At 33.8% G+C, this 26074-nt stretch carries 19 protein-coding genes; 15 read left to right on the top strand and 4 right to left on the bottom strand.

The features are described from left to right. Positions 1-2 precede the first annotated feature (2 nt). Together QWY90_RS09850 and arsB are read left to right on the top strand one after the other, a co-directional pair. Entirely contained in the window at positions 3-614 is a 612-nt protein-coding gene (locus QWY90_RS09850) for an arsenate-mycothiol transferase ArsC (protein ID WP_290285743.1), read from the top strand. 3 nt (positions 615-617) lie between these two features. Next, positions 618-1652 (top strand): ACR3 family arsenite efflux transporter, encoded by a 1035-nt coding sequence (gene arsB / locus QWY90_RS09845; RefSeq protein ID WP_290285742.1) that lies wholly within the window; start codon positions 618-620, stop codon positions 1650-1652. A 147-nt stretch (positions 1653-1799) separates the two neighbouring features. Here the strand turns inward: arsB and lpdA are convergent, their stop codons facing one another. Next, positions 1800-3203: a dihydrolipoyl dehydrogenase gene (gene lpdA, locus QWY90_RS09840; RefSeq protein WP_290285741.1), complete on the bottom strand. Its 1404-nt coding sequence runs from the start codon at positions 3201-3203 to the stop codon at positions 1800-1802. 380 nt (positions 3204-3583) lie between these two features. Between lpdA and pckA the strand changes: the two genes are divergently transcribed. The 4 genes from pckA to QWY90_RS09820 all read left to right on the top strand — a co-directional run bounded on the left by pckA (position 3584) and on the right by QWY90_RS09820 (position 10114). Continuing rightward, entirely contained in the window at positions 3584-5185 is a 1602-nt protein-coding gene (gene pckA, locus QWY90_RS09835) for a phosphoenolpyruvate carboxykinase (ATP) (RefSeq protein WP_290285740.1), read from the top strand. 71 nt (positions 5186-5256) lie between these two features. Continuing rightward, on the top strand, positions 5257-6924 hold the full coding sequence (locus QWY90_RS09830) for a putative transporter (RefSeq protein ID WP_290285739.1): 1668 nt from the start codon (positions 5257-5259) through the stop codon (positions 6922-6924). Positions 6925-7521: 597 nt separating this feature from the next. Next, positions 7522-8865: a leucine-rich repeat domain-containing protein gene (locus tag QWY90_RS09825; protein ID WP_290285738.1), complete on the top strand. Its 1344-nt coding sequence runs from the start codon at positions 7522-7524 to the stop codon at positions 8863-8865. 4 nt (positions 8866-8869) lie between these two features. Continuing rightward, complete coding sequence (locus tag QWY90_RS09820) at positions 8870-10114, top strand: T9SS type A sorting domain-containing protein (protein ID WP_290285737.1); 1245 nt, start codon at positions 8870-8872, stop codon at positions 10112-10114. Between the two features lie 40 nt (positions 10115-10154). Here QWY90_RS09820 and QWY90_RS09815 read toward each other — a convergent pair whose 3' ends face one another. Further along, a complete protein-coding gene (locus QWY90_RS09815) occupies positions 10155-12071 on the bottom strand; it encodes an amino acid permease (RefSeq protein ID WP_290285736.1) in 1917 nt (638 codons plus the stop codon). Positions 12072-12319: 248 nt separating this feature from the next. Between QWY90_RS09815 and katG the strand changes: the two genes are divergently transcribed. Further along, complete coding sequence (katG, locus tag QWY90_RS09810; protein WP_290285735.1) at positions 12320-14509, top strand: catalase/peroxidase HPI; 2190 nt, start codon at positions 12320-12322, stop codon at positions 14507-14509. 54 nt (positions 14510-14563) lie between these two features. On the opposite strand, the gene QWY90_RS09805 is transcribed toward katG, so the two are convergent. Together QWY90_RS09805 and QWY90_RS09800 are read right to left on the bottom strand one after the other, a co-directional pair. Next, positions 14564-14938 carry a DoxX family protein gene (locus QWY90_RS09805; RefSeq protein WP_290285734.1) on the bottom strand — a complete coding sequence of 125 codons (375 nt, stop codon included), beginning with the start codon at positions 14936-14938 and terminating at the stop codon, positions 14564-14566. A gap of 95 nt (positions 14939-15033) precedes the next feature. After that, on the bottom strand, positions 15034-15927 hold the full coding sequence (locus QWY90_RS09800) for a DUF4349 domain-containing protein (protein ID WP_290285733.1): 894 nt from the start codon (positions 15925-15927) through the stop codon (positions 15034-15036). A gap of 200 nt (positions 15928-16127) precedes the next feature. Here QWY90_RS09800 and QWY90_RS09795 point away from each other — a divergent pair, with 200 nt between their 5' ends. The 8 genes from QWY90_RS09795 to QWY90_RS09760 all read left to right on the top strand — a co-directional run bounded on the left by QWY90_RS09795 (position 16128) and on the right by QWY90_RS09760 (position 26069). Continuing rightward, entirely contained in the window at positions 16128-17411 is a 1284-nt protein-coding gene (locus tag QWY90_RS09795; RefSeq protein WP_500683695.1) for an anthranilate synthase component I family protein, read from the top strand. Between the two features lie 84 nt (positions 17412-17495). Next, positions 17496-18329, top strand: coding sequence for a helix-turn-helix domain-containing protein (locus tag QWY90_RS09790; protein WP_290285731.1), 834 nt, complete (start codon positions 17496-17498; stop codon positions 18327-18329). Positions 18330-18402: 73 nt separating this feature from the next. After that, the gene (locus QWY90_RS09785; RefSeq protein WP_290285730.1) at positions 18403-19719 is read left to right on the top strand and encodes a retropepsin-like aspartic protease; all 1317 of its coding nucleotides are present in this window, start codon (positions 18403-18405) and stop codon (positions 19717-19719) included. Between the two features lie 19 nt (positions 19720-19738). Continuing rightward, positions 19739-20233 carry a nuclear transport factor 2 family protein gene (locus tag QWY90_RS09780; protein WP_290285729.1) on the top strand — a complete coding sequence of 165 codons (495 nt, stop codon included), beginning with the start codon at positions 19739-19741 and terminating at the stop codon, positions 20231-20233. Positions 20234-20263: 30 nt separating this feature from the next. Continuing rightward, positions 20264-21694: a serine hydrolase domain-containing protein gene (locus tag QWY90_RS09775; RefSeq protein ID WP_290285728.1), complete on the top strand. Its 1431-nt coding sequence runs from the start codon at positions 20264-20266 to the stop codon at positions 21692-21694. A 28-nt stretch (positions 21695-21722) separates the two neighbouring features. Continuing rightward, entirely contained in the window at positions 21723-22490 is a 768-nt protein-coding gene (locus QWY90_RS09770) for an alpha/beta hydrolase family protein (RefSeq protein ID WP_290285727.1), read from the top strand. Between the two features lie 277 nt (positions 22491-22767). Then, on the top strand, positions 22768-24075 hold the full coding sequence (gene tilS / locus QWY90_RS09765; protein ID WP_290285726.1) for a tRNA lysidine(34) synthetase TilS: 1308 nt from the start codon (positions 22768-22770) through the stop codon (positions 24073-24075). After that, positions 24075-26069 carry a protein-disulfide reductase DsbD family protein gene (locus QWY90_RS09760; RefSeq protein ID WP_290285725.1) on the top strand — a complete coding sequence of 665 codons (1995 nt, stop codon included), beginning with the start codon at positions 24075-24077 and terminating at the stop codon, positions 26067-26069. Before tilS ends, QWY90_RS09760 begins: the two co-directional genes overlap by 1 nt. Positions 26070-26074: the final 5 nt, after the last annotated feature.

Below are 26074 nucleotides of genomic sequence, written 5' to 3'. Positions count from 1 at the left end.
ATATGTATTCAATACTTCAAAAAAACCTTGAAAATAGTGCTCTTATTCCACTTTCAGAAGAACGCAAAACAGTGCTAAAACCTTTAATCGATTTTATTCAGGATAAAATCAATAATAATAAGGAAATCAGACTAAATTTCATTTGCACTCATAATTCAAGAAGAAGTCATTTGTCTCAAATTTGGGCACAAACGATGGCATTTCACTTCGGAATTAAAAATGTATTTTGTTATTCGGGTGGAACTGAAGCAACGGCTATGTTTCCCAAAGTTGGAGAAATTCTGGCAAATCAAGGTTTTCAAATTCAGTCATTAAGTGAAGGTACAAACCCAGTTTATGCAGTCAAATTCGATGACAATCAATATCCAATTATTTGTTTTTCTAAAACGTATTTTGATGATTTTAATCCAAAAAGCAAATTTGGTGCAATAATGACATGCAATAATGCTGATGAAGGTTGCCCAATGGTTTTGGGTGCTGAAGCCCGATTTCCAATAAAATACGATGATCCAAAAGCATTTGACGGAACTAGTTTAATGAACGAAAAATACGTAGAGCGCAGTTTACAAATAGCAAGTGAAATGTATTTTGTGTTTTCTCAGATAAAGAAATAAACTATGAAAAAAAGATTAGGATTCTTAGACCGATTTTTAATGCTTTGGATTTTTTTGGCGATGTTAGTTGGAGTTGGAATCGGATATTTTATTCCAAGTTCTGCAAATTATATCAATTCATTTTCATCAGGAACTACCAATATTCCTTTAGCTATTGGTTTGATTCTAATGATGTATCCGCCATTAACCAAAATTGATTTTTCTCAAGTTCCTAAAATGTTCAAGCAGCCTAAACTCTTATCCGCATCTTTTTTTATTACATGGATAGTCGGGCCTTTTTTGATGTTTTTACTAGCGACTATTTTCCTTAAAGATTATCCAGAATACATGACAGGCTTAATTATTATTGGCATTGCACCTTGTATTGCTATGGTGATTGTTTGGAACGAATTAGCCGAAGGGAATAGAGAACTAACAGCAGGTTTAATTGGAATTAATAGTTTATTGCAGGTTTTCTTTTTTAGTTTGTATGCTTATTTTTATTTGAAAATTATGTTGCCATTATTTGGTTTCAAAGGATTAGAATTAAATATTACTATAGCTGAAATTGCAAAAACAGTGGGCATTTATTTAGGAATTCCTTTTGCTTTTGCTGTCATTAGCAGATTTCTAATTAAAAGATTTATTGGCGATAAATGGTTTAACCAAAAGTTCATTCCGTTTGTTTCACCTATAACATTGATTGCACTTTTATTTACGATTGTTGTAATGTTTAGTTTAAAAGGTGCCATGATTGTCGATTTACCTATGGATGTAATCCGAATTGCTATTCCATTAGTTATCTTTTTTGCGATCATGTTTTTCTTGATGTTTTTTGTATCCAAAAAAATTGGAGCCACTTATCGAGATGCTGCAGCTTTATCCTTCACGGCTTCTGGAAATAATTTTGAATTAGCTATAGCCGTTTCAATAGGCGTTTTCGGAATCAATAGCGGACAAGCTTTTGCGGGAGTCATAGGCCCTTTGGTAGAAGTACCAGCGCTTATTACTCTGGTCAATGTTGCCTTTTGGCTTAAGAAGAAATATTATAAAGCATAAAAAAGTCCCGAAAAATCAGGACTTTTCTTTTTATGTTAAAAACCTAAAGTTTTTTGCCACAGATTACACGGATTAAAACGGATTTCAATTAGACTCTTAAATAAATCAGTGCTAATCTGTTTAATCCGTGTAATCTGTGGCAAATTTTTAAACGTGTAAAGCCCTATTGTCAGTAGCTGCCAACGCTGCTTCCTTAATTGCTTCCGCAAAGGTTGGATGGGCATGAGACATTCTAGATATATCTTCGGCAGAGGCTCTAAATTCCATTGCCGTTACAGCCTCAGCAATCAAATCGGCACAACGGGCACCAATCATGTGAACACCTAAAACTTCATCGGTTTTAGCATCTGCTAATATCTTAACAAATCCATCTAAATCACCACCAGCTCTTGCTCTTCCTAATGCTTTGAAAGGAAAACTTCCCGCTTTGTAGGCAACACCAGCTTCTTTTAACTGCTCTTCGGTTTTACCAACAGCAGCAACTTCAGGCCAAGTGTATACAACACCCGGAATTAAATTATAATCGATATGTGGTTTTTGTCCGGCGATGATTTCCGCAACCATCGTTCCTTCTTCTTCGGCTTTGTGAGCTAACATGGCTCCGCGAACTACATCGCCAATCGCATAAATAGAAGGAACATTCGTTTTCAAATGATCATTAACTTCAATCATACCTCGGTCAGTAACTTTTACTCCGGCTTTATCAGCATTTAAACCATCCGTATAAGGTCGACGGCCAACTGCTACTAAGCAATAATCTCCATCAAATGTTACCGTATTTCCTTTGGCATCATCGGCTTGAACGCTTATGTTTTTGCCTTTTCTGTCTACTGATTTCACTTTATGAGAAGTGTAGAATTTCATGCCTTGTTTTTTCAACACTTTAGTTAATTCTTTAGACAAACCAGCATCCATTCCCGGAATAATTCTGTCCAAATACTCAACAACAGAAACTTGTGCGCCTAATCGTAAGTACACTTGCCCTAATTCAATTCCGATAACACCGCCACCAATAATGATTAAATGTTTTGGAACTTCAGGTAATTTTAAGGCTTCTGTTGAAGTTATAATTCTTTCTTTATCTAATTTGATAAAAGGCAAAGAAGATGGTTTTGAACCTGTAGCAATGATTATATTTTTACCTTCGATGGTTTCTGATGTTCCATCAGCTTTTGCAATGGCAACGTGAGTAGCATCAACAAAAGATCCCAATCCTTCAAAAACGGTAATTTTATTTTTATCCATTAGGAATTTCACACCGCCCGAAGTTTGATCAACAACCGCTTGTTTGCGTGCAATCATTTTTTCAAGATTTACCTTTACTTCGCCAGAAACTTCAATTCCATGATCTGCAAAATGTTGTAGCTCTTCATAATGATGTGAAGAAGCTAATAATGCTTTTGATGGAATACAACCTACATTAAGGCAAGTGCCACCGAGCGTGGAATATTTTTCAATAATAGCGGTTTTGAAACCTAATTGGGCACAACGAATTGCCGAAACATATCCGCCCGGACCAGAACCTATAATGACTACGTCAAATGAACTCATAAGTTTATATTTATGATTTGTGTTTTATTTTTTGTGTCACAAAATTACAAATGTTTTTTGGTATATCGTTTTGCAGATTGTTTTTTTAAAAAGGAAATCGATTTGTGGTTTAGCTGACGTTTTTTAGTTGTCATTTTAAACAATTAATTTTAAAGTCAATCTATTTAAAAAAGAACTTTTTTATACTTTTTTTTTGCATTCATTTATACAGTAAGCTATAACACTAAAACGCTGTATCCCTTGCTATTCAATGAAAACGTTTTCGTAGATTTATTTTTTTCATGACAATTGTCAGTTTTTTTTATGACTTTAAATAGGAACTTTGACCTGTAAGTTATATACTTACGTATGAGCAAAATTTATAACAAAAAATAATTACGATGAAAAACATTAGAATCATTCAGGAATTACACGAATTGGGAATTACAGGATATCATGAAGTTTCCTATAATCCTTCTTATGAAGAATTATTTCAGGCCGAAGTTTCTCATAAAAGAAAAGGATACGAAAAAGGGGCTTTAACAGATACTGGTGCAGTAGCAGTTAAAACAGGAATTTTTACAGGACGTTCTCCTAAAGACAGATACATTGTTAAAGATGATATTACTAAAGATACTATTTACTGGGATGACAAAGTAAATTTTCCAACAACAATTGAAGTTTGGGACGATTTGAAAGCAAAAGTCTTAGACCAACTTTCAACTTCTCCAAAATTATATGTTGTAGATGCCTTTTGCGGTACCAATGCAGATACCAGATTAAAAGTGCGTTTCGTTATGGAAGTTGCCTGGCAAGCTCACTTTGTAACTAATATGTTTATCAGACCTTCTATTTATGAATTGGAAACATTTGGCAAACCCGACTTTGTGGTTATGAATGGTTCAAAATGTACCAATCCGGATTGGAAAGAACAAGGCTTAAATTCTGAAAACTTTGTATTATTTAATTTAACAGAAAAAATCCAAATCATTGGCGGAACATGGTATGGCGGAGAAATGAAAAAAGGAATGTTCTCTATGATGAATTATTATTTACCATTAAAAGGTATGGCATCAATGCACTGTTCTGCCAATGTTGGTGAAAAAGGCGATGTTGCCATCTTCTTTGGTTTATCTGGAACAGGAAAAACAACTTTGTCTGCTGACCCAAAACGATATTTGATTGGAGATGATGAGCATGGCTGGGATAACAACGGCGTCTTTAATTACGAAGGTGGCTGTTATGCTAAAGTTATTGATTTGACTGAAGCCCAAGAACCCGATATTTGGAGAGCGATTAAAAGAGATGCTTTGTTAGAAAATGTGATTGTGGATGAATATGGCGAAATCAATTATTTTGACCATTCTATCACTGAAAATTCTAGAGTTTCTTATCCGATATATCATATCAACAAAATTGTTTTGCCTTCTAAAGCAGGACATGCCAGTAAAATTATTTATTTATCTGCCGATGCATTTGGTGTATTGCCTCCGGTTTCTATCTTAGATGAAGATCAAGCGCAATATCATTTCTTGTGTGGATTTACTTCAAAACTTGCCGGAACTGAAAGAGGTATAACAGAGCCTCAGCCATCATTCTCACCCGCTTTTGGTGAAGCATTCCTAACTTTACACCCAACGATGTATTCTAAAACTTTGGTTGCCAAAATGAAAGAACACAATGCTAAAGCATATCTTGTAAACACAGGGTGGAATGGAACTGGTAAACGTATTTCTTTAAAAAATACTCGTGCGATAATCGATGCTATTATTGACGGAAGTATCGAAAATGCGGAAACGATAAAAGTACCTTTCTTAAACCTTACTGCTCCTAAAAAATTAGCAAATGTAGATGATATTCTTGATCCAAGAACTTCATATAAAGAGGTTGCAGATTGGGAGAAAAAAGCAAAAGACTTAACAGCACTTTACAATAAAAACTTCGAGCAATATACTAATACCGAAGAAGGCAAAAGATTAATCTCTGCCGGACCTCATTTATAATTGGCTCAAAATAAAAATACCTTGGGAAATTTTACTAAATTACCCAAGGTATTTTATAAAACAAAAACAAAATGAACTGGATAAAAGATTTACTCACTCATGAGTCTTTCGCGCAAACTATTATCATATTCGGATTAGTTATTGCATTGGGAATTTGGTTTGGCAAAATAAAAATATTCGGTATTTCTCTCGGTGTTACATGGGTACTTTTTGTAGGGTTATTGTTTTCCTTTATGGGAGTCACAATTAACCATGAATTACAAGATTTTTTAAAAGAATTTGGTCTGGTATTATTTGTTTATACGCTCGGACTTCAAGTCGGACCTGGTTTTTTTGCTTCACTCAATAGAAATGCACTTGTTTCGAATGTGTTAGCCACATTTGTTGTACTACTTGGTGTCTTAACAACTTTAGCCCTTTTTTTTCTCTCCGGAAATACCATATCAATAATGACTGGTGTTATGAGTGGTGCGGTTACGAATACTCCTGGACTAGGAGCTGCACAAACAACCATAACTAATTTACATCATTTGGCTGCTGATAATTCTATGGTAACATTGGCTTATGCAGTAGCATATCCGTTTGGGGTTTTTGGTATTATTATATCCATGATTGTTCTGAAAAGAGTTTTTAGAATAAACATAAAAGAAGAAATAATAAAGCATGAGGAAGCCAATAATGCAAGAGAAGACAAGGTAATTTCTAAACATTTGAAATTAGAAAACCAACAATTAATAGGGAAGTCAATTCATACTATTTTTGAAATGATTGATACACCAATTATTATATCAAGGATGTTTCACAATGGCATTATAATAACTCCAACCCCAACCGAAATACTGGCAAAAAACGATGTGTTGCTTGTCGTTGCTCCAAAGAATTTATTTGAAAAATTACATGTGCTAATTGGCCCTGAAAGCGATATGGATTTAAAAGCTGCCATGGATAGTAATTTAGTGTCCAATAGGGTAGTGGTTACCAATAAAAACATCACTCATAAACGTCTTGGTGATATACCAGAGATGAACCAACACGATTTTACCTTCACTCGCTTGCACCGTGCCGGTATAGAAATGGTTCCTAATGGTAACATTACACTTCAATTAGGTGATACAATTAAAGTCGTAGGTACTAAAGAAGGATTAGAACGCATAACAGACGTTTTAGGAAACTCATTAAAACGATTGGAAGTGCCTGATTTGGGACCTATATTTATGGGAATTGTAATTGGTGTTATCTTTGGGAGCATACCCTTTCAAATCCCTAATATCCCAGTTCCTGTTAAAATTGGATTGGCAGGCGGCCCATTAATCGTGGCCTTACTTTTAAGCCGGTTTGGAAACAAGTTGTATCTGAATAATTACACTACTGCCAGTGCCAATTTGATGATAAGGGAATTGGGGATTACCTTGTTCTTAGCCAGTGTAGGTTTGAGTAGCGGCTCTAAATTAGCCGAAGCTTTTGCTGGAGGAAACGGGTTTATTTGGATAGGATTTGGTATTTTGATTACGGTGATTCCTTTACTATTGGTAGGTGTTATTGCTCAACGCTTTTTCAAAAAAAGTTATTTTGAAGTATGTGGTCTTTTAGCCGGTGCTTCTACTGATCCGCCTGCGTTGGCTTTTGCTTTAAAAATTTCTGGTAGTGATATTCCCTCAGCAACCTATGCCACAGTGTATCCACTAACAATGATTTTGAGAATAGTCGCCGCACAATTATTGATTTTAATGTTTACATGACAGTTACATAATTGTAGTATTTAAATTCCACATCAAATATGAAAAAGTGTAAGAAGGAATTTGGGAACTTAAACTTATAAGATAAATTTTAGTTTTATTTTTTATTAATAAGTAATAGAATACAAGAACTGAAAATACATCTTTTTTTTGTGTTAATTAATTGAAAATCAATAATAATTGAATTTAATTTAATAACTTTAACATAGAATATTAGAAGAAGTTGTTTTGAATGAACAATTTAATACAATGTTCAACAAGGGGAAACTTTAACAGTAAAAGCAATCCTTAATTATATGCAAATCTGAGCGTAACTTATGTTGCCGTAAAGAAGATATTTATCCTTTTGCAGTTGGTAAAAACCAATAAATTAAAATAAGAAGTACAGCTACTGACTGTTTAAAGCAAAAGAGGGTAATAAGAAACAAACCAGATTGTGTAGAAAATCCGTTATAGAGTTCTCTGTAACGGATTTTTTGTTTTGGAGGAACAAAAAAATCCCAACGTTCTTTAACGGATTTTTTTGTGGTGTATTTTTGTAATTGATAAGTTACAATTCAGGTTTATTCAGTACCTTTAAATCCTCTTAATAAACTGATTATGAAAAACAACTACTTTTCTTTCTTGTTCTTATTCTTTAGTTTGGGAGCTATAGGGCAGATTGTTACTATTCCTGATGTAAATTTTAAAACTTTATTATTGGCCTCGAATGTTTCAAACGCCATTGCTAAAAATTCTAGCGGAACCAATATAAAGATTGATATCAATAATGACAATGAAATTCAGGTTACTGAAGCATTGAATGTAGCACAGCTAAATGTTTCTACAAATTCCATTGCAACTAATAATATTTCTTCGATGGATGGTATACAGTATTTTACAAACCTTACCTATTTGGATTGTAGTAGCAATTCCATAACGGATTTAAATTTGACTGCGTTGATTAATCTTCAGTTTCTACAAGCCAATAACGGTACATTAAGCTCATTGAATGTTACTGGTTTAAATAATTTGATAAAGTTATATTGTTATAATAATACTATGAGCGCACTTAACTTGTCTGGATTGACAAACCTTCAATGGTTATGGTGTGAAAATAATAGTATTACTTCTCTTGATTTTAATGGACTTACTGCTTTAAAATATGCTTTTTGTAGTAACAACCAACTAAGCAGTATTATCAATACAGCTAATCTGGGTATTATAGAATTTCTTAGCGCCAACAATAACTTAAATAGTTTGGATTTAACTGGATTAACATTGCTTAGATATTTAGATTTTAGTGCCAATAATATTAGCTCAGTTAATTTGCAGTCAACCCTAACTTCATTAGAAACGTTATACTGTTCGGGCAATCCATTGACTACTATAAATGTAAATGGTCTTATGGGATTAAGATTACTTTCGGTTTCTAATACATTAGTTACCAATATCGATTGTTCTCAATCTGGGACTTCTCAATTAATTGCAACTGATTGCCCTAATTTGCAAACAATAAATGTTAGAAATGGTGTCTTTTCTTTTAGCGATCCCGATTTGCTTTTTTTTGCATTTAGAATACATAACAACCCACTGTTAGTTTCAATCTGTACCGATGATGGAGAACAAAATCAATTGGCATTGACCAATTACAATACCAGTGGTAATGTTTTAGTTTATAATGGTAGTAATTGTGATATTCTAGTTTCAGTGAATATGTCAGTTGATGATTTTAATAAAGCGGTAGTTACCATTTATCCCAACCCAACTTCGGGTATAGTAAACATAGAAGTTTCTAATAATCAAGTTATAAATAAGGCAAGTATTACCAATGTATTAGGACAAACTATAATGACTTTTGAAAACGCTTCAACTATTGATATAAGCTCATTAACCAAAGGAACTTATTTTATTACAGTCGAAACTTTATCTGGTAGGAAAACCCAAAGGATAATTAAACTATAAGAAAATGAAAGATTATTTAGGGTTATTGATTTTTTTGAGTGTAACAATACATGCACAGATTGTTACTATCCCCGATGCGAATTTTAAAGCAAAGCTTTTGGAAGCTGATACCACCAATCAAATTGCATCAAGTTCTTCGTCCTATTTTCTCCCAATGAAAATTGATGCCAATAGTAATGGGGAAATTGAAGTTAATGAAGCTCTTTTGGTGCAAATGCTTTATGTTGAGAATGCTGCTATCAGTTCATTGACCGGGATAGATTCGTTTTCTAATTTAAGGCAGCTTTTTTGTAAAAATAATTCAATGACATCACTTAATGTAAATAACCTTATATTTTTAAGACGGTTGGATTGTTCCCATAATTTATTATCAAACTTAAACTGTCAGGATATTGAAAATAGGATGGATTTTTTAGATTGCAGTTATAACAATCTGACTTCTTTACTTTTGCCAAATTTTTATGTGTTTCTTGACATGGGCGATCAAATGATGTATGCAAACTGTTCTCATAATCAGCTAAATACTATTGTGCTTAAAGAAGATGAACAATTAAGCCTGCTTGATTTGTCGTATAATAACCTGACTTCATTGCCTTTTCATCATCTCGAAATATATGGAGACTTAATTTTGTCCCATAATCCGTTGACATATGTTAATCTTGATAATGTCTACGTAGGCTCGCAATCACCAGATCCTCCTTATGGTTATTTGGGATGTGAATATACCAATCTAACCGAATTAAGGATTCCATTCAATGTAACTTATTCAAATATCACCAATAATCCCAATCTAATTCATTTGGATATAAAAAATGGTCTGAATGATTTTGAATGGTATTATGAGTTAGATCAAAATGGTGAAGAAACCGGAAATATTATTTATTCGAGAGCGAATATTTCCAATAATCCACAACTAGCATTACTTTGTGTGGATGGAATAGAATTAGGCTATTATGCCAGTATAGTACCTGCTACAGTTCAGGTAACGCAGAATTGTACATTAGGAATTGCAACTACTGAAAACAATTTATTTACAATTTATCCCAATCCAACTTCGGATATAATAAACATTGAAGTTTTCAATAATGAACCAATCATCAAAACAACTATCAATAATGTTTTGGGACAAACAATTCTAACTTTTGAAAATACCACAGTTCTTGATGTAAGTTCATTAGCCAAGGGAGCGTATTTCATAACAGTGGAAACAGAGGTCGGCAACGAAACAAAACGAATTCTCAAACAATAAAACAAAAAATCCCGACAGCTCGGGATTTTTTGTTTTAAGCTTATTTCTGATTCAGTTTACTGTTTTTATGACTAAATCCAAAATAGATAGTAAGCCCAATCAGTAACCAACAAGTAAAATAAATCCAATTCCAAATACTTAACTCGGCCATCATATACAAACAGCATACTAATCCGAGTAATGGTATCAAGGAAAGATTCTGCTTCCATGACCAAACCGCAAAGCATAGTAAAGATATCAGAAATATCCACATCGGGATTTTATGTTTAAACAAACTAAAACCGCTTTCGTATTTTAACGAATTATCAATTGGCATATCATCTACTACCTGTTTGTAGGTGCTTTCATTTTGACTGAATTCACTCAGTAGTTTTTCAACATCAACAGTATTTACATCTTTCTTTAAGGTTGCCAAATAATCATAAACTTTCTTACTGTCTTCCTTGCTCAATGAAGTCACAATATCTGCCGGAGCATTGATTTGTTTTTCATTCGTTAAGAAATCCATAGTGGATTGTTTGTTTACTGTAAAAGCTATCGATATACCAATTAGTATCAATAAAGGAAACACATATTTTGAATTAACATAAGGTGTTTTAAATTTCCCTCTTGGGATGTCAGGTTTATTTTGTAATACCAAAACTCCTGCACAAACCAATACAAAAGCAAATAAGGTTCCAATACTGCACAAATCAGTAACCATAGTTAAATTTAAAAATAAGGCCGGAATAGCAACCACAAAACCTGTTACTATAGTCGCATAAGAGGGTGTGTGGTATTTAGGATGCACTTTAGAGAAGCGTTTTGGTAATAATCCGTCACGGCTCATACTCATCCAGATACGTGGTTGACCCATTTGGAAGACTAAGAGAACACTCGCCATTGCAACAACAGCACTCACCGCAATAATACCCGACATCCATTTCAAATTCAATTTATCAAATACAAATGCTAGTGGATCACCCACATTCAAATCGGCATAATTTACCATACCGGTTAATACCAAAGCTATAACGACATACAAAACGGTACAAATTATAATCGCCCACATCATCCCTTTGGGTAAATCACGCTGCGGATCTTTACACTCTTCTGCAGTAGTAGATATAGCGTCAAAACCAATATAGGCAAAGAATACAGCTGATACACCTTTCAATATTCCACCAACACCATTGGGTGTAAATGGATGCCAGTTGGCGGTATCAACATAAAAAACACCAACAGCAATAACCAATAAAATAACACAAAGTTTTATTACAACCATTAAATTACTGGCGTTACGCGACTCTTTCATACCGCGATAAACTAAATAAGTAATTACAATAATGATGAATAGAGCTGGTAAATCAGCAACAAAATGAAAAGAACCAAGCGTTGGAGAGGTTATCCATGCAGAGTAAGCAGCTTGTAATCCTTCAGATAAATTACCAAATGACTTACCGCTGTGCATTAAAGCCGTTGCATCTTTATAACCATTTGAAGCAGTAAGGTAATCCATCTGAACCCATTGGGGAAGATGAATGCCACCACTTTCGAGTAAGCCGGTAAAGTAATCACTCCAGGAAATTGCAACAGTAATATTTCCAATAGCATATTCCATAATAAGCGCCCAGCCAATAATCCAAGCGACTATTTCACCAAAAGCTACATAAGAATAAGTATAAGCACTACCTGAAACCGGTACCATTGAAGCAAATTCTGCATAAGCAAAGGCTGCAAAACTACAAGCAATGGCTGTAAAAATGAATAAGAAAATCACACCAGGACCACCATCAGCACTGGCTTTTCCAATGGTACTAAATATTCCGGCTCCAATAATTGCAGCAATACCAAATGCAGTTAAATCACGCGCTGTTAAATGCTTGCCTAAAGCCTGATGTCCGTCAGCTTCATTTTTAGCAACTTGATTTAGGATGTCTTGTACTGTTTTTTTTCGGAATAAATTGGAAAATCGCATACGGTTAGTTTTTGGTTCTAGTGAAAACAAATATATAAAAGATTTGATAGAAAGAAGGGAATGTTATGTGGAGGTGCAGAATTCTCAAATTGAAAGAAATATTTTATTCAATTTGGCTCTCTTTTCTAAATAAGTTTTGACAATTTACAAATAGTAATATATAATTAAAAACTATCGCAAAAGATGACAGTTATCATTAGTTTTGGTTCATAAAAAATGTAATTTTATACCAATATAAATAATACAGTATGGGAAATAATGATGCTCAGGGAAAATGTCCGTTTACAAGCGGAACCCTAAAACAAAGCGCAGGAAATGGTACATCTAACAGAGATTGGTGGCCAAATATGTTGAACATAAATATCTTGCGTCAAAACTCTTCACTTTCTAATCCGATGGGAGAAGATTTTAATTACGCTGATGAGTTTAAAAAATTAGACCTAACTGCGGTTAAAAATGACCTTTACAACCTTATGACCGATTCGCAAGATTGGTGGCCTGCTGATTATGGTCATTACGGACCATTCTTTATCAGAATGGCATGGCACAGTGCAGGAACTTACAGAATTCAAGATGGTCGTGGTGGCGCAGGTTCAGGAACACAACGTTTTGCACCCCTTAACAGCTGGCCGGATAATGGTAACCTAGATAAAGCACGTTTGCTACTTTGGCCTATCAAACAGAAATACGGAAAAAAACTCTCTTGGGCTGATTTGATGATACTTGCCGGAAATTGTGCTCTAGAATCAATGGGTTTTGAAACCTTTGGTTTTGGTGGAGGACGTGAAGATGTATGGGAACCTGAACAAGATATTTATTGGGGTTCTGAAACAGAATGGTTAGGCGACAAACGGTATACCGGTAATCGTGAATTAGAAAATCCACTTGGTGCTGTGCAAATGGGGCTAATTTATGTAAACCCAGAAGGACCAAACGGAAATCCTGACCCACTTAAATCGGCAATAGACATTCGCGAGACTTTTGGACGTATGGCAATGAATGACTACGAAACAGTAGCATTAGTTGCAGGTGGACACACTTTTGGAAAAGCTCACGGAGCTGCTGATCCAGCAAAATATGTTGGAAGAGAACCTGCAGCAGCCGGTATTGAAGAACAAAGTCAAGGTTGGAGAAATACTTTTGGAACAGGTCATGGAGATGATACAATCACTAGTGGAATAGAAGGTGCATGGACACCTAATCCAACGAAATGGGATAACGACTATTTTGAAGTACTGTTAGGATACGAATGGGAATTAACAAAAAGCCCTGCCGGAGCCAATCAATGGACACCAACAGCAGCATCCAATGCTCGAAAAGCACCTGCAGCTGGAAATCCTTCCAACACGCAAGCACTAATGATGACTACTGCCGATATGGCTTTAAAGATGGATCCAATTTATGCTCCAATTTCTAAACATTTCCATGAAAATCCAGCTGAGTTTGCAGATGCTTTTGCCAGAGCATGGTTCAAGTTAACGCACCGCGACATGGGTCCACGTAATCTATATCTTGGTTCAGAAGTTCCATCAGAAGAATTGATTTGGCAAGATCCTGTTCCTGCCGTTACACACAAACTAATTGATGAAAATGATATTGCAGCGCTTAAAGCTAAAATACTTGCTTCTGGGTTAACTGTCTCTCAGTTGGTTTCTACTGCCTGGGCATCAGCATCAACATTCCGAGGTTCTGACAAACGTGGTGGGGCTAATGGCGGACGTATTCGTTTGGCTCCACAAAAAAACTGGGAAGTAAATAATCCGACTCAATTAGCCAAAGTATTGGAAACTCTTGAGGGAATTCAAAAAGATTTTGGTAAACCGGTTTCTATGGCTGATTTAATTGTTTTAGGTGGCTGTGCAGCTATTGAACAGGCCGCAAAAAATGCAGGACATAATGTGAAAGTCCCTTTTAAACCAGGTCGCACCGATGCATCTCAAGAACAAACTGATGTAGAATCATTTGCAGTACTTGAGCCTAAAGCCGATGGTTTCCGTAATTATGTAAAATCAAATCCTTTTGCAAAAGCAGAAGAATTGCTTTTAGATAAAGCACAATTGTTAACATTAACAGCACCCGAAATGACAGTGCTTGTTGGTGGTATGCGGGTGTTAAACACAAACTTTAATCACTCTCAAAATGGTGTTTTTACTAAGAATCCAGAAACACTTACCAATGATTTCTTTATCAATGGTATGGATTTAGGCACTAAATGGAGTGCTACTTCAGATAAACAAGACACATTTGAAGGGCGTAACCGTAAAACAGGCGAAGTAAAATGGACAGGAACACGCGTTGATTTAATCTTTGGTTCAAACTCAGAATTACGCGCTCTTGCTGAGGTTTATGCTTGTGAAGATGCTAAAGAGAAATTCGTCAATGATTTTGTTGCAGCCTGGAATAAGGTGATGAATTTAGATAGATTCGATTTAGCTTAAGCCATTTCACTTAGATAGAATAAAAAATGCCTCTCAATTTTGAGAGGCATTTTTTTATGGAGTAAAAACCGTTTTATAATTATGCCAATAACGATAAATCAAAAATAAGTTTGCCAAAAATAATACTGCAGCAATTGGAAGCGTTTCTGGTGACATAAAATAATTGATTAATAAAATATTTAGCGTAACAGGCAAAATAACAATGTTTGCTAGGGTAACATATTTACCAGCTACATAAGATAAACCACAAAGTAACTCAACCGCTTTTGCCAAAGGCATTAAGTAAGTTGAAGCCACTAATCCCAATTGGAATGCTTTAAAATCTCCAGTAGTAACAGGTTCAGGCATTAGATGCAAAAAATAACTGATGGATGCAAATAGGAGAAAAAGTCCTATCAATACTCGAATAACAATAGTAGCGATTTTCATAATAGTTTACATTTTTGGTTAGTATACCAAATTTAAATAAAAAATACCAAAGGTTTGCACCAATGGTATTTATTTCAATATCAATTTAGTAACAGTTATTTTTTGACAAACTTTCTGTAAGCTACTATTCCAAAAACAATTAATAAAATAAATGCCCACAACTGAACGATAAATGCAATAATAGCCTCAAACATAAACCAACCTGTTTTCAAACTATCCCAAATTTGTAATCCAATATGTGGTCGGTAGGCATTAATACTTTTTTCATTGGCTACAATTTCCTGTAAAACGCTTTCTCTTTGGTACAAATACAAAGTCACCGTACTATAATTTACCTGATCTTCTAAACTAAGATTCTGCAGAACGGTTTCATCGTTTTCGGTTGCGCGGCCTAGTACTTTATCTTCGGCATTGTTAATGTCATTTAGTTTTTTGCCTTTGGTATCAATCCCTTTTTCCAGTCTTTTTTGGTGAGAAGCCAATCTTTTTTGCGCCATTTTATTAGATAATAATTGCAAGGCGACATCATCAGCTTTTATCAATCGACTGTCTAGAAAGGCAACTTCTTTCACCATCGATTTTAAAACGGTATCTAATTGGGTGTTTGGGACACGAAGGGTGATGGTATTGTCAACAGTAAATCGGGTAGTTTCGAGTGTACTGTCTTGACTAATTTTTGTTTCCGATTTTTCATTGATGTTGCTTTTCAAATCGGTGAAGGTTACAAAACCACCATTTTTAGCCACTATATTTTCAATAGCATAGGTTGATTTGGCAACATTTTTGACTTTGAATTTTAAATCGGCAGTTCGTACAAATTTCCGATTACTTTCTTTTTTCTCAACGGCTGCATCAGAAGAGATTGTTTTTTCAACCGCTGTAGTGTCAGCCGATACTTCAGCAGTATTGTCTGTTGCTTCAGCTTGTTTACACGCAAAGGCAAATCCAAAAAGGAGCAATGTCAAACCAAGTTTTGTTCTTTTTTTCATTTTAAATTCATTTTAAATAGTTAATAATAGTTACAATTTCAATTTCAAAAAGTGAGTGTAGTTTTCTATCAATAGCTAAAATGAATTTCTTGTTAAATGTTGTTTTGTGCTTACTAAAAAGCATGCCAAAAATTTCAGCTTATTCAATTCTAACGACCAATTATTTTATTGTAATTTTGAGTGCTATAAAAATCATCTCATTGAGAACTATAATTTCGAAAAAAATCAACAATCCTGAGCTATTCAAAAACCAATTATTACATTGGTCACAACAGTTTAGGGAAGTGGTTTTTTTAGATTCAAACAATTATCATCAACAGCAATCCAGTTTTGACTGTGTATTGGCTGTCGATGCTTTTACTTCTGTGAAAACAGATTATCACAATGCTTTTGAAGATTTAAAACAATACCAGCAACAAACTAAAGATTGGCTGTTTGGTTATTTGTCCTATGATGTAAAAAATGATATAGAAGAATTGTATTCCAATAACTTTGACGGTTTGTATTTTCCCGATTTATTTTTCTTTCAGCCAAAGAAGCTGTTTCTGCTAAAAGGAAATCAGTTAGAAGTTCAGTATTTGCGCTTATGTGATGATGAAATAGAATCTGATTTAATCGGTATAGAGAATAATTGTAAATTGTCAATTATCAATTATCAATTATCAATTAAACAACGCATTTCAAAAGAAAGTTATCTTTCAAAAGTAAACAAAATGCTCGAATATATTCATCGTGGAGATATTTATGAAGCTAACTTTTGCATGGAATTTTATGCCGAAAATGCTACTGTTGAACCCATCGAAATCTATCAAAAGCTAAATGCAATTTCCAAACCACCATTTGCAATATTCTTCAAAAATAAGGAACAGTATTTACTTTGCGCTTCTCCGGAACGCTATCTAAGAAAAGAAGGATATAAAATTATTTCGCAACCGATAAAAGGAACAGCCAAGCGTTTTTCAGACGAAACGTTAGACAATAATTCAAAAAAAGAATTAGAGCAAAACCCAAAAGAACGTTCCGAAAACATCATGATTGTTGATTTGGTCCGCAATGATTTATCGCATACAGCAATTAAAGGTTCAGTTGAAGTTGAAGAATTGTGTGGTATTTATACTTTCGATCAAGTTCATCAAATGATTTCAACAGTTGTTTCCACTGTGGAAAACACAATTTCTCCAGTAGAAATTCTACGTACCACTTTTCCAATGGGAAGCATGACTGGAGCACCAAAGATTTCAGCCATGAAGATTATTGAAGAACTCGAAGAATCAAAACGAGGCTTATACAGCGGTGCGGTAGGCTATTTTACACCCAATAATGATTTCGATTTCAATGTCGTTATCCGAAGTATTCTATATAATGCCAAGGAAAAGTACCTATCGTTTTCAGTCGGAAGCGCCATCACTTCGCAATCCAATCCCGAACAGGAATATGAAGAATGTCTGTTGAAAGCCAAAGCTATGTTTGAAGTTTTGAGTTGAGAGTTTATAAAATACTAAATTCGTCACTTAAATAGTTAATGGTCATTGTTGCGCACAGCATCGTAAAATTTAACCTAAAATAATTTGAAAATAAAAATTTACAAACCTAAAAGCGATATTTTACAAAATCATATCGAATGTTTTTATTCATTACAAAGAAATAATAATGATGAAGACATAACCTATTTTGGGTTTCCTTCAAACACCGTTTATGTTACTTTATGTCAAAACGCTAAAATAAGCATTGATGAAAATGATGTAACTATTGAAAATCATCCAAATGAAGAAATAAAATCGATTTTAATAATTGATAATCAAAAACAAGGTTCAACCACTTACAAAGGTTCAACCAATGAAATCACTATTTACTTTAAACCGCTTGGAATTAATTTTTTTTTAGAGGAATCATTGTCTAATTTTATAATAAATACTATTTCAGAATTTAATCCTTTTGAAGATTATACTTCTACAATAAATGAGGTTTTTAAAATTAAAGAAGATGCTGCTAAAATTGAATTTCTGGAAAACTATTTAGTTTCAAAATACAATGATTTTAAACATTCTTTTTTGCATGAAGCCATAGAGAAAATTGCAAACGAAAACACATCCAAAATTAGCATTGCAGCATTATCAGAACGTTTTGAAATCTCAAGAACAACTTTACACAAACAATTTTTACTACATATTGGGACCAATCCCAGTCAATTTATAAAAATCGAGCGGTTTAGAAGTGCCATAAAAATGTTTACAAAAAACGCAAGTAAAGAACAACTCATAGATATCGCCTATCTGGCTGATTATTTTGATCAATCGCATATGGCAAAAGATTTTAAATCATTAACGGGATATTCTCCAAAAGTATTTTTTTCCAAACTATCACTAATAGAAAACAATCAAATCAATTGGATTTTTTCATGATGGTTTACATCCTTACAAGTGTGATTCGTTTAAATTATTAATCTTTGCCTTTAGTAATCAAAAATCAATCAAAATGAAGTCATCAATCAAAATTATTATCGCACTTTTTCTATGTAGTATAAATTCTTGTTTTGCTCAACAAAACATAAAAATAGTGCAGGCAAAGACTCAAAGAGTTTCAATAAAAGATGGGGACAATCCAATTACAAAGTGGTGGGAATATTTGCAAAAAGATGTAAAACCAGTAGTATATCACATTGCAAAAATCAATCAAAACAGAAAAGTAATCTTCTATACTGATATTGACAGTATTTCATTTAATGTAAAACCCAACAATAAATATGATTTCAAGGTGCTTTTAAATGCAAAAGATACTTGTTATGCTCAAATTTCAACAGTTATTCCCTCGTATTACAAAGACTGTAAAAATTGTAAAATAACAAGCGATACAATCCCATTTACGCTTGGTAACGATCATTATATTCACATAAAAGGCAAAGTAAATAATTCGGAAATAATAGACTTCATTTTTGATACAGGCGCAGGAACTTGTGTGCTAAATGAAAGAGGACAAAAAATTGCAAAAATAAAGTTGGATGGACAAACTGATGGAGAAGGTACATCAGGCTTTACTGTTGACCAAACAAGTAGTTCAAACCTTTTGCAACTTTCGGCATTGAAATGGAAAAATCTTTCACTTACTTACATTGATTACAAAGGCGCTATTAATACTGATGGAGTACTTGGGTACAATATTTTTGAGGATAAAGTTGTAGAAATTGATTATGAAAAAAAACTGCTAATTATTCATAGTGAAATGCCAACTACTATTGCCGGCTATTCAAAACAACAAATAAGACACGATTTGAATGGTACATTTATTCAAGCAACTTTAAACAATGGAGTAAAAGACTTCACTGGTTGGTATTTATTTGATACAGGAGGTAGTTTAACCGTTCAAGTTAGTGGGGACTATGCAAAAAACAATGAACTTTATAGCACCATGAAGAATTTAGGAAAAAGTAGTGCAACAGGAAATGGAAAAGGGTTTTATCAAAATGAAATAGTGGAATTACCACTTTTAAAACTATTTGGCTATTCTATCCCACAAGTTCCAATTCACATTTCAAGTTCAGACAAAAGTTTTTACGGCGAAGCAGGAATTATTGGTAATAATTTACTTAAAAGGTTCAATGTAATTATAGACTATCCCAAGGCTACAATGTATTTAAAACCCAATAGTTTAATGGCATTGAGCTTTAAAAAAAAAGATAGCAAATCATTGGATTTAGTTGTTGGTCTTTCATTAGTAGCAACGCTTTTAATTATTCTTATTTTTATGTATAAAAGAAGAAAAAATAGTAGTACAATCTTATTTTCAAAAAATTAAAATTAATTCAGAAAGGAATATGAAATATTTAAAAATTTACTTATCACTAACAATGATTTTAGCTTTTCTGACTTCGTGTAATACAACAAAAAACATTTATCAGATAACGAAGAATTACAAGCCCGATGACCCGCAACTTTATGAAACAATCGTAAAATTAGACAGCACCTTTTTTGCTGCTTACAACACCTGTGATATCAATCTTGAAAAGTATGCTTCTTTTTTTTCTGAAAATATTGAATTTTACCACGACCAAGGAGGCTTAATGACTTCAAAACAAGATATAATTGATGCTACAAAAAGAAACATTTGTGGTAAAGTAACTAGAGAACTTGTAAAAGGTAGTATTGAAGTATATCCAATAAAAGATTTTGGAGCTATTGAAATGGGGTTGCACAAATTCCACAATAATCAAGAGCCAGCGGGTACACCATCAAAAGTGGGGCGGTTTCTGGTTATTTGGCAACATAAAAACAATGATTGGAAAATAACACGAGTAGTAAGTTTACATTAAAGATATCTCAAATAATTCAAACCTAATAAAATGAAGAATTTAATCATCAGCATATTTTTTACCGGCATCTTAAACATTGTTACTGCTCAAGAAGGGAATGTTGTCCCGTCTCAAATCTCACAAAAATACGCGATAACCTACAGTCAACTAAAAGAATATGAGGGATTATTTGAATATGTAAATAACTCCACTTTAACAATTGCAGCTTCACCCAAAGACACTATTTTGTACGCCATAATCAACGAGAGTAAATATAAATTATCTCCAATAGAAAGAGATTTATTTATGGATATGACTAAAAATAAAATCCGTTTTTTTAGAAATAAAAAGAATCAGATTGCAAGTTATTCTACAGGAAAGGACACTTTTAAAGTGTTGCGAAAAAACATAAAATTCCCAATGGGAATGTGGTATCCAAGACTTTCTAATATAAAAGACTATAAATATTCTTATCAGCAACCAAAAAATAGTGATGACGGTTTAAAAACAGGAAATTTAGACAATACTGGATTAGATAAATCACTCCTAACCGAAATGACACAACAAATTGTTGATGGAAAATACCCTAATGTTCATAGCATTTTGATAATCAAAGACGGTAAATTAGTGTTTGAAGAATACTTTTACGAACATGGCAAAGACAAACTGCACGAACTTCGTTCGGCAACTAAAAGCTTCGTTTCTGCCTTAACAGGAATTGCCATAGATAAAGGATTTATTAAAAGTAAAAACGAAAAGGTACTATCTTTTTTTCCGGAATATGAATTTGCAAATAATTCAGAAGACAAGAAAAAAATTACAATTGAAAACCTTTTAACCAATCAAAGCGGACTAGATTGTGATGTTAGTAACCCGAATTCTGTGGGAAATGAAACGACAATGAACAATTCTGATGATTGGGTAAAATTCACATTAGATTTGCCAATGATTGATAGACCAGGAGGAAAGGGTATGTATTGTTCGGGAAATCCTATAACGCTCGGTAGAATTATTGAAAAAGTTACGAACCAAAAAGTACCCGAATTTGCAAAAGAAAATCTTTTTAATCCACTCGGCATCAAAAAATTTGTTTGGAATTTTAAACCCAACAAATCAAGTGTTGAAACATTTTGCCAAGTATATTTAACTTCTAGAGATATGGCAAAATTTGGTTTACTTTATCTCAACAAAGGGAATTGGAATGGAAAACAAATCCTATCAAAAGAGTGGGTTGAACAATCTCTTAAAAAATATTCAGTTGTTCAAGGTGTTGACTATGGATACTTGTGGTGGAATAAATATTTAGAAGTTGATGGAACAAGATATTATACCTTTGGAGCACAAGGAAATGGTGGACAAAAAATATATCTTTTACAAGAACAAAATATGGTAATCGTAATTACAGGAGGTAACTATAATTCACAATCGCCAAGTGATGAGCTAATTAAAAAGTATATTTTATCAGCATTCAATAAAAAATGATAACTATAAATTTAGAAGATAGTAATCTATGAAAGGAACAATTTATTTTTTTCTATTTATAATTATTTTGAGTTGTTCTACTTTTAAAACACAGATAAGCGATGATTTAAACTTTGTTGTTAGACTGGACACATTAAAATTATATGACAAAGAGAGAGAAAGAGAAATCCCTATCGCTATTTATCAACTCAAATCAAGTAAGAGACAAAAAAAACAAAGAGTTGTAATTTTCAGTCATGGTTATGGGCAAAATAAAGGTAGCGATTATTTGGCATATTCTTATTTGACAGCGTTTTTAGCTTCAAAAGAATTATTTGTTGTAAGTATTCAACACGAACTTTCTACTGATAGTTTGTTACCATTAAAAGGAAATCCACAAATAGTTAGACGACCATTTTGGGAGCGTGGTGTAGACAATATTCATTTTGTCATCAATAAACTTAAAGAAACAAATCCTGAGTTAGACTTTAATCACATTACATTGATTGGACATTCCAACGGAGGAGATATGACGGCCCTTTTTCCTCAGAAATACCCAAATATGATTGATAAAATAATTACGCTAGACAACCGAAGAATGGCCTTTCCAAAATCTAATAAACCTAAGATTTATTCTTTACGATCAAGTGACCAACCAGCAGACCAAGGCGTTTTGCCTACAGAAAAGGAAATTAAAAAGTTGGAAATGACAATTATAAAATTATCAAATACAACTCATAACGAAATGGACAATAATGCAAATGATGAACAACGCAAAGAAATTCAAAAATACATATTAAAGTTTCTAAAAGATTGATAAATGGAATAATAACAAACCGCCAACTCAGTTTTACGTTATTTATGGTTTTTGGTTAAATAATAACTCGTTGCCTCCCCTTTTTTATTAACTCGCCCAAAGTGCTAAAGTGCCATCAAAGTGCCATCAAAGCGCCGTGTAAGTGCCGTGTAAGTGCCACACAAGTGCCATAAGGATGCTGCATAAGTGCGGTTGCTTTTCAATGAACTGGCAAGTAAGAAATAAAAGAATTGTAAATGGAAGATGAAAAAATGTTAAATTCGTCAATAAAAAAACAATGCTTCAGAAATTCCAAAATCATATAAATAGCAATCTTCCTTTCCTAATAGGGAAGAAGCTCCTTTTGGCAACAAGTGGAGGCATTGACAGCATGGTTTTGTTGCAGTTGTGTCATCTGTTAAAGTTGGATATCAGAGTTGCTCATTGCAATTTTCAACTGCGAGGTAATGAAAGCGATGAAGACGAAAAATTTGTAAAATACCAATGTGAAATGATGGATGTTTTACTGTTTGTTAATCGGTTTGATACTAAAAAATTTGCGGAACAACAAAAGTTATCCATTCAGGTTGTCGCCCGAAACCTGCGTTATGAATGGTTTAACACACTTTTAATCAATAACGATTACGACTATATTCTAACAGCGCATCATCTAGATGACAGCCTGGAAACCTTTTTGATCAATTTCACCCGTGGTTCCGGATTAGATGGTTTGACCGGAATTCCGCAGCAAAACGCGAATATCGTCCGTCCGTTATTAGCTTTCTCCAGAAATGAAATTGAGGCTTTCGCCAAAGAAAATAATATCCAATGGAGAGAAGACAGCAGCAATGCCTCCGATACATATTTGCGAAATAAATTACGACACAATGTAATTCCGGTGCTGAAAGAACTCAATCCAAGTTTGTTAGATTCTTTTGAGAATACGATTTCTAATCTGCAACAAGCAAAATCTCTTGGTAATGACGCCTCACAAATGGTATACAAACAAGTGGTTTCAGAAGAAGATACTATCAAAATCGATATTGCTAAAGTATTGAAATTTCAAAATCACAAAGCCTATTTATACCAATGGCTATCCAATTATGGTTTCACCGATTGGAACGCCGTTTATGATTTAATTAAGGCACAATCAGGAAAACAAGTGTTTTCTGAAACGCATATTTTACTAAAAGACAGAAATCATTTGATTTTGTTTCCAAAACAAAATGAGAACGAAAGGATGAGTTTTTCAGTAAAAAAAGAACAAAAGGAAGTTAAATTTCCCTTAAAAATGGCGTTTTGTAACGTAGCCGACATTTCGGTTCAGACAACTAATACTATATTTGTTGACGAAGAGAAATTGCATTTTCCTTTAGAAATAAAACGATGGCATGAAGGTGATTTCTTCTATCCAATTGGAATGAATGGTAAAAAGAAGCTAAGCAAGTTTTTTAAAGACGAAAAATATTCTTTGTTGGATAAAGCAAATACTTGGCTTTTATGTTCTGACAACCAAATCGTCTGGGTTATCGGAAAAAGACAGGACGAACGATTTAAAGTTACCGAAACGACGACACAAATTTTAAAAATAAATTATACACCCTAATGAAGAAACTATTATTTTTTCTTTTGCCTTTTTTGGCTTTTGCCAACCTAAATGCACAAATTATAAAACCAGTAAAATGGTCAACCAAAGTAGAAAAGCTAACGGAAACCGAATTTAATTTGGTGATGGAAGGCAAGATCGACGAAGGTTGGCATGTGTATTCTCAATTCACACCAGATGGTGGACCATTGCCAGCCGAATTTGTATTCAAAGACACAAAAGGCAATTATGAATTGATTGGAAAAGTTAAAGAAAGTCCATACAAAAAAGAGTTCAATGATATTTTTGGTGTCGATGAATATTTCTTTGAAAAGAGCGTAACTTTTACTCAAAAAGTAAAAATTATTAATGTAAAATTGGCTTCTATAAAAGCTAAAATTGATTACCAAGTATGCAAACAAGCGTGTATCAATGACAATATGAATTTTACGTTTCAGCTACCCAATAAAGAACAAATTGGTAAAGAAACAGCCACTAACATTTCAGCAACAGATACAGCAAGTACATCACAGTTTACGGTTAGTGAACCGGTCAAGCCAGAACCAAAAGTAATAGCTGAGGCTCCGAAAAAAGAAGAACAAAAAGGCTTATGGACTATTTTCTTCCTAGCATTTTTAGGAGGTTTAGCCGCACTACTTACACCTTGTGTTTTTCCAATGATTCCAATGACGGTTAGCTTTTTTACCAAACAAAGTAAAAATCCTGGACAAGGGAAACGAAATGCCATTCTTTACGGTATTTCTATCATTGCGATTTATGTGGTTTTAGGATTAGCCATTACAGCTATTTTTGGTGCCGATGCCTTAAATGCTTTATCTACAAATCCTTGGTTCAATGTGTTTTTCTTTTTACTTCTTATAGTTTTTGCTGCCTCTTTCCTTGGCGCTTTCGAAATCATGCTGCCTAATTCCTGGGCAAATAAAGTCGACAAACAAGCTGATAGAGGTGGAGTTATTGGAATTCTTTTCATGGCTTTGGCCTTAGCAATAGTTTCTTTTTCTTGCACCGGACCAATTGTAGGTACGCTTTTAGTAGAATCAGCTTCTAGAGGTGGGATTGCGCCAATCGTTGGTATGCTTGGTTTTTCTTCGGCTTTAGCCTTACCATTTATGCTTTTTGCCATGTTCCCAAGTTGGTTACAATCATTGCCAAAATCGGGCGGTTGGTTAAATACAGTAAAGGTTTCACTTGGTTTTTTAGAATTAGCTTTAGCGTTTAAATTTTTATCCAATGCCGATTTAGTATTACAATTGCATCTGCTGGAAAGAGAAGTTTTCTTAGCAATTTGGATCGCTGTTTTCGGAACCTGGGCATTGTATTTATTAGGCAAAATAATGACGCCACATGATAGTCCGTTGACTCATATTTCTGTGGGAAGACTATCATTGGGATTACTCGTTTTGGCTTTCACCATTTATATGATTCCGGGATTATTTGGCGCTCCTTTAAAATTAATAAGTGCCTTCCCACCGCCACAAACGTATAGCGAAAGCCCAACTGGATTTTTCGGAAACTCAAGTGTTTCTTCTAAAAAAGTATTACCCGATGGAGCCGAAATAGGACCACACGGATTAACAGTTTTCAATGATTATGACAAAGGGTTGGCTTATGCAAAATCTATAAATAAACCTGTTATGCTTGATTTTACAGGCTATGCTTGCGTTAATTGCCGTAAGATGGAAAACAATGTGTGGTCGGATGAAAAGGTTTTAAATGTATTGAAAAACGAGGTTGTTTTAATTTCATTGTATATTGATGATAAAAGAGAATTACCAAAGAATGAACAAACCGTTTCAAAAGAAACTGGAAATGAAATTACCACAATTGGCGATAAATGGACAGAATTTATAATCACCAAATACAAAACCAACACACAGCCGTTCTACGTTTTAATCAATTTAAAAGAAGAAAAACTGAATACACCAATTAGTTATACTCCAAACATCGACGACTATTTAGCTTGGCTGAAAGACGGAATTTCAAAGTTTAAATAAACAAA

Origin of the sequence: Flavobacterium paronense (genome assembly GCF_030409795.1) — a bacterium.
In the GTDB taxonomy this organism is placed as follows: Bacteria; Bacteroidota; Bacteroidia; order Flavobacteriales; family Flavobacteriaceae; genus Flavobacterium; species Flavobacterium paronense.
This window is presented reverse-complemented; position numbering and strand designations above follow the sequence as displayed.

Coding starts and splice junctions, on each gene's coding strand:
- QWY90_RS09850 (WP_290285743.1), top strand. CDS start 3: ATGTATTCAATACTTCAAAAAAACCTTGAAAATAGTGCTCTTATTCCA.
- QWY90_RS09825 (WP_290285738.1), top strand. CDS start 7,522: ATGAAAAACAACTACTTTTCTTTCTTGTTCTTATTCTTTAGTTTGGGA.
- QWY90_RS09800 (WP_290285733.1), bottom strand. CDS start 15,927: ATGAAAAAAAGAACAAAACTTGGTTTGACATTGCTCCTTTTTGGATTT.
- katG (WP_290285735.1), top strand. CDS start 12,320: ATGGGAAATAATGATGCTCAGGGAAAATGTCCGTTTACAAGCGGAACC.
- QWY90_RS09760 (WP_290285725.1), top strand. CDS start 24,075: ATGAAGAAACTATTATTTTTTCTTTTGCCTTTTTTGGCTTTTGCCAAC.
- QWY90_RS09815 (WP_290285736.1), bottom strand. CDS start 12,071: ATGCGATTTTCCAATTTATTCCGAAAAAAAACAGTACAAGACATCCTA.
- QWY90_RS09785 (WP_290285730.1), top strand. CDS start 18,403: ATGAAGTCATCAATCAAAATTATTATCGCACTTTTTCTATGTAGTATA.
- QWY90_RS09805 (WP_290285734.1), bottom strand. CDS start 14,938: ATGAAAATCGCTACTATTGTTATTCGAGTATTGATAGGACTTTTTCTC.
- lpdA (WP_290285741.1), bottom strand. CDS start 3,203: ATGAGTTCATTTGACGTAGTCATTATAGGTTCTGGTCCGGGCGGATAT.
- QWY90_RS09780 (WP_290285729.1), top strand. CDS start 19,739: ATGAAATATTTAAAAATTTACTTATCACTAACAATGATTTTAGCTTTT.
- QWY90_RS09770 (WP_290285727.1), top strand. CDS start 21,723: ATGAAAGGAACAATTTATTTTTTTCTATTTATAATTATTTTGAGTTGT.
- QWY90_RS09775 (WP_290285728.1), top strand. CDS start 20,264: ATGAAGAATTTAATCATCAGCATATTTTTTACCGGCATCTTAAACATT.
- tilS (WP_290285726.1), top strand. CDS start 22,768: ATGCTTCAGAAATTCCAAAATCATATAAATAGCAATCTTCCTTTCCTA.
- QWY90_RS09820 (WP_290285737.1), top strand. CDS start 8,870: ATGAAAGATTATTTAGGGTTATTGATTTTTTTGAGTGTAACAATACAT.
- pckA (WP_290285740.1), top strand. CDS start 3,584: ATGAAAAACATTAGAATCATTCAGGAATTACACGAATTGGGAATTACA.
- arsB (WP_290285742.1), top strand. CDS start 618: ATGAAAAAAAGATTAGGATTCTTAGACCGATTTTTAATGCTTTGGATT.
- QWY90_RS09830 (WP_290285739.1), top strand. CDS start 5,257: ATGAACTGGATAAAAGATTTACTCACTCATGAGTCTTTCGCGCAAACT.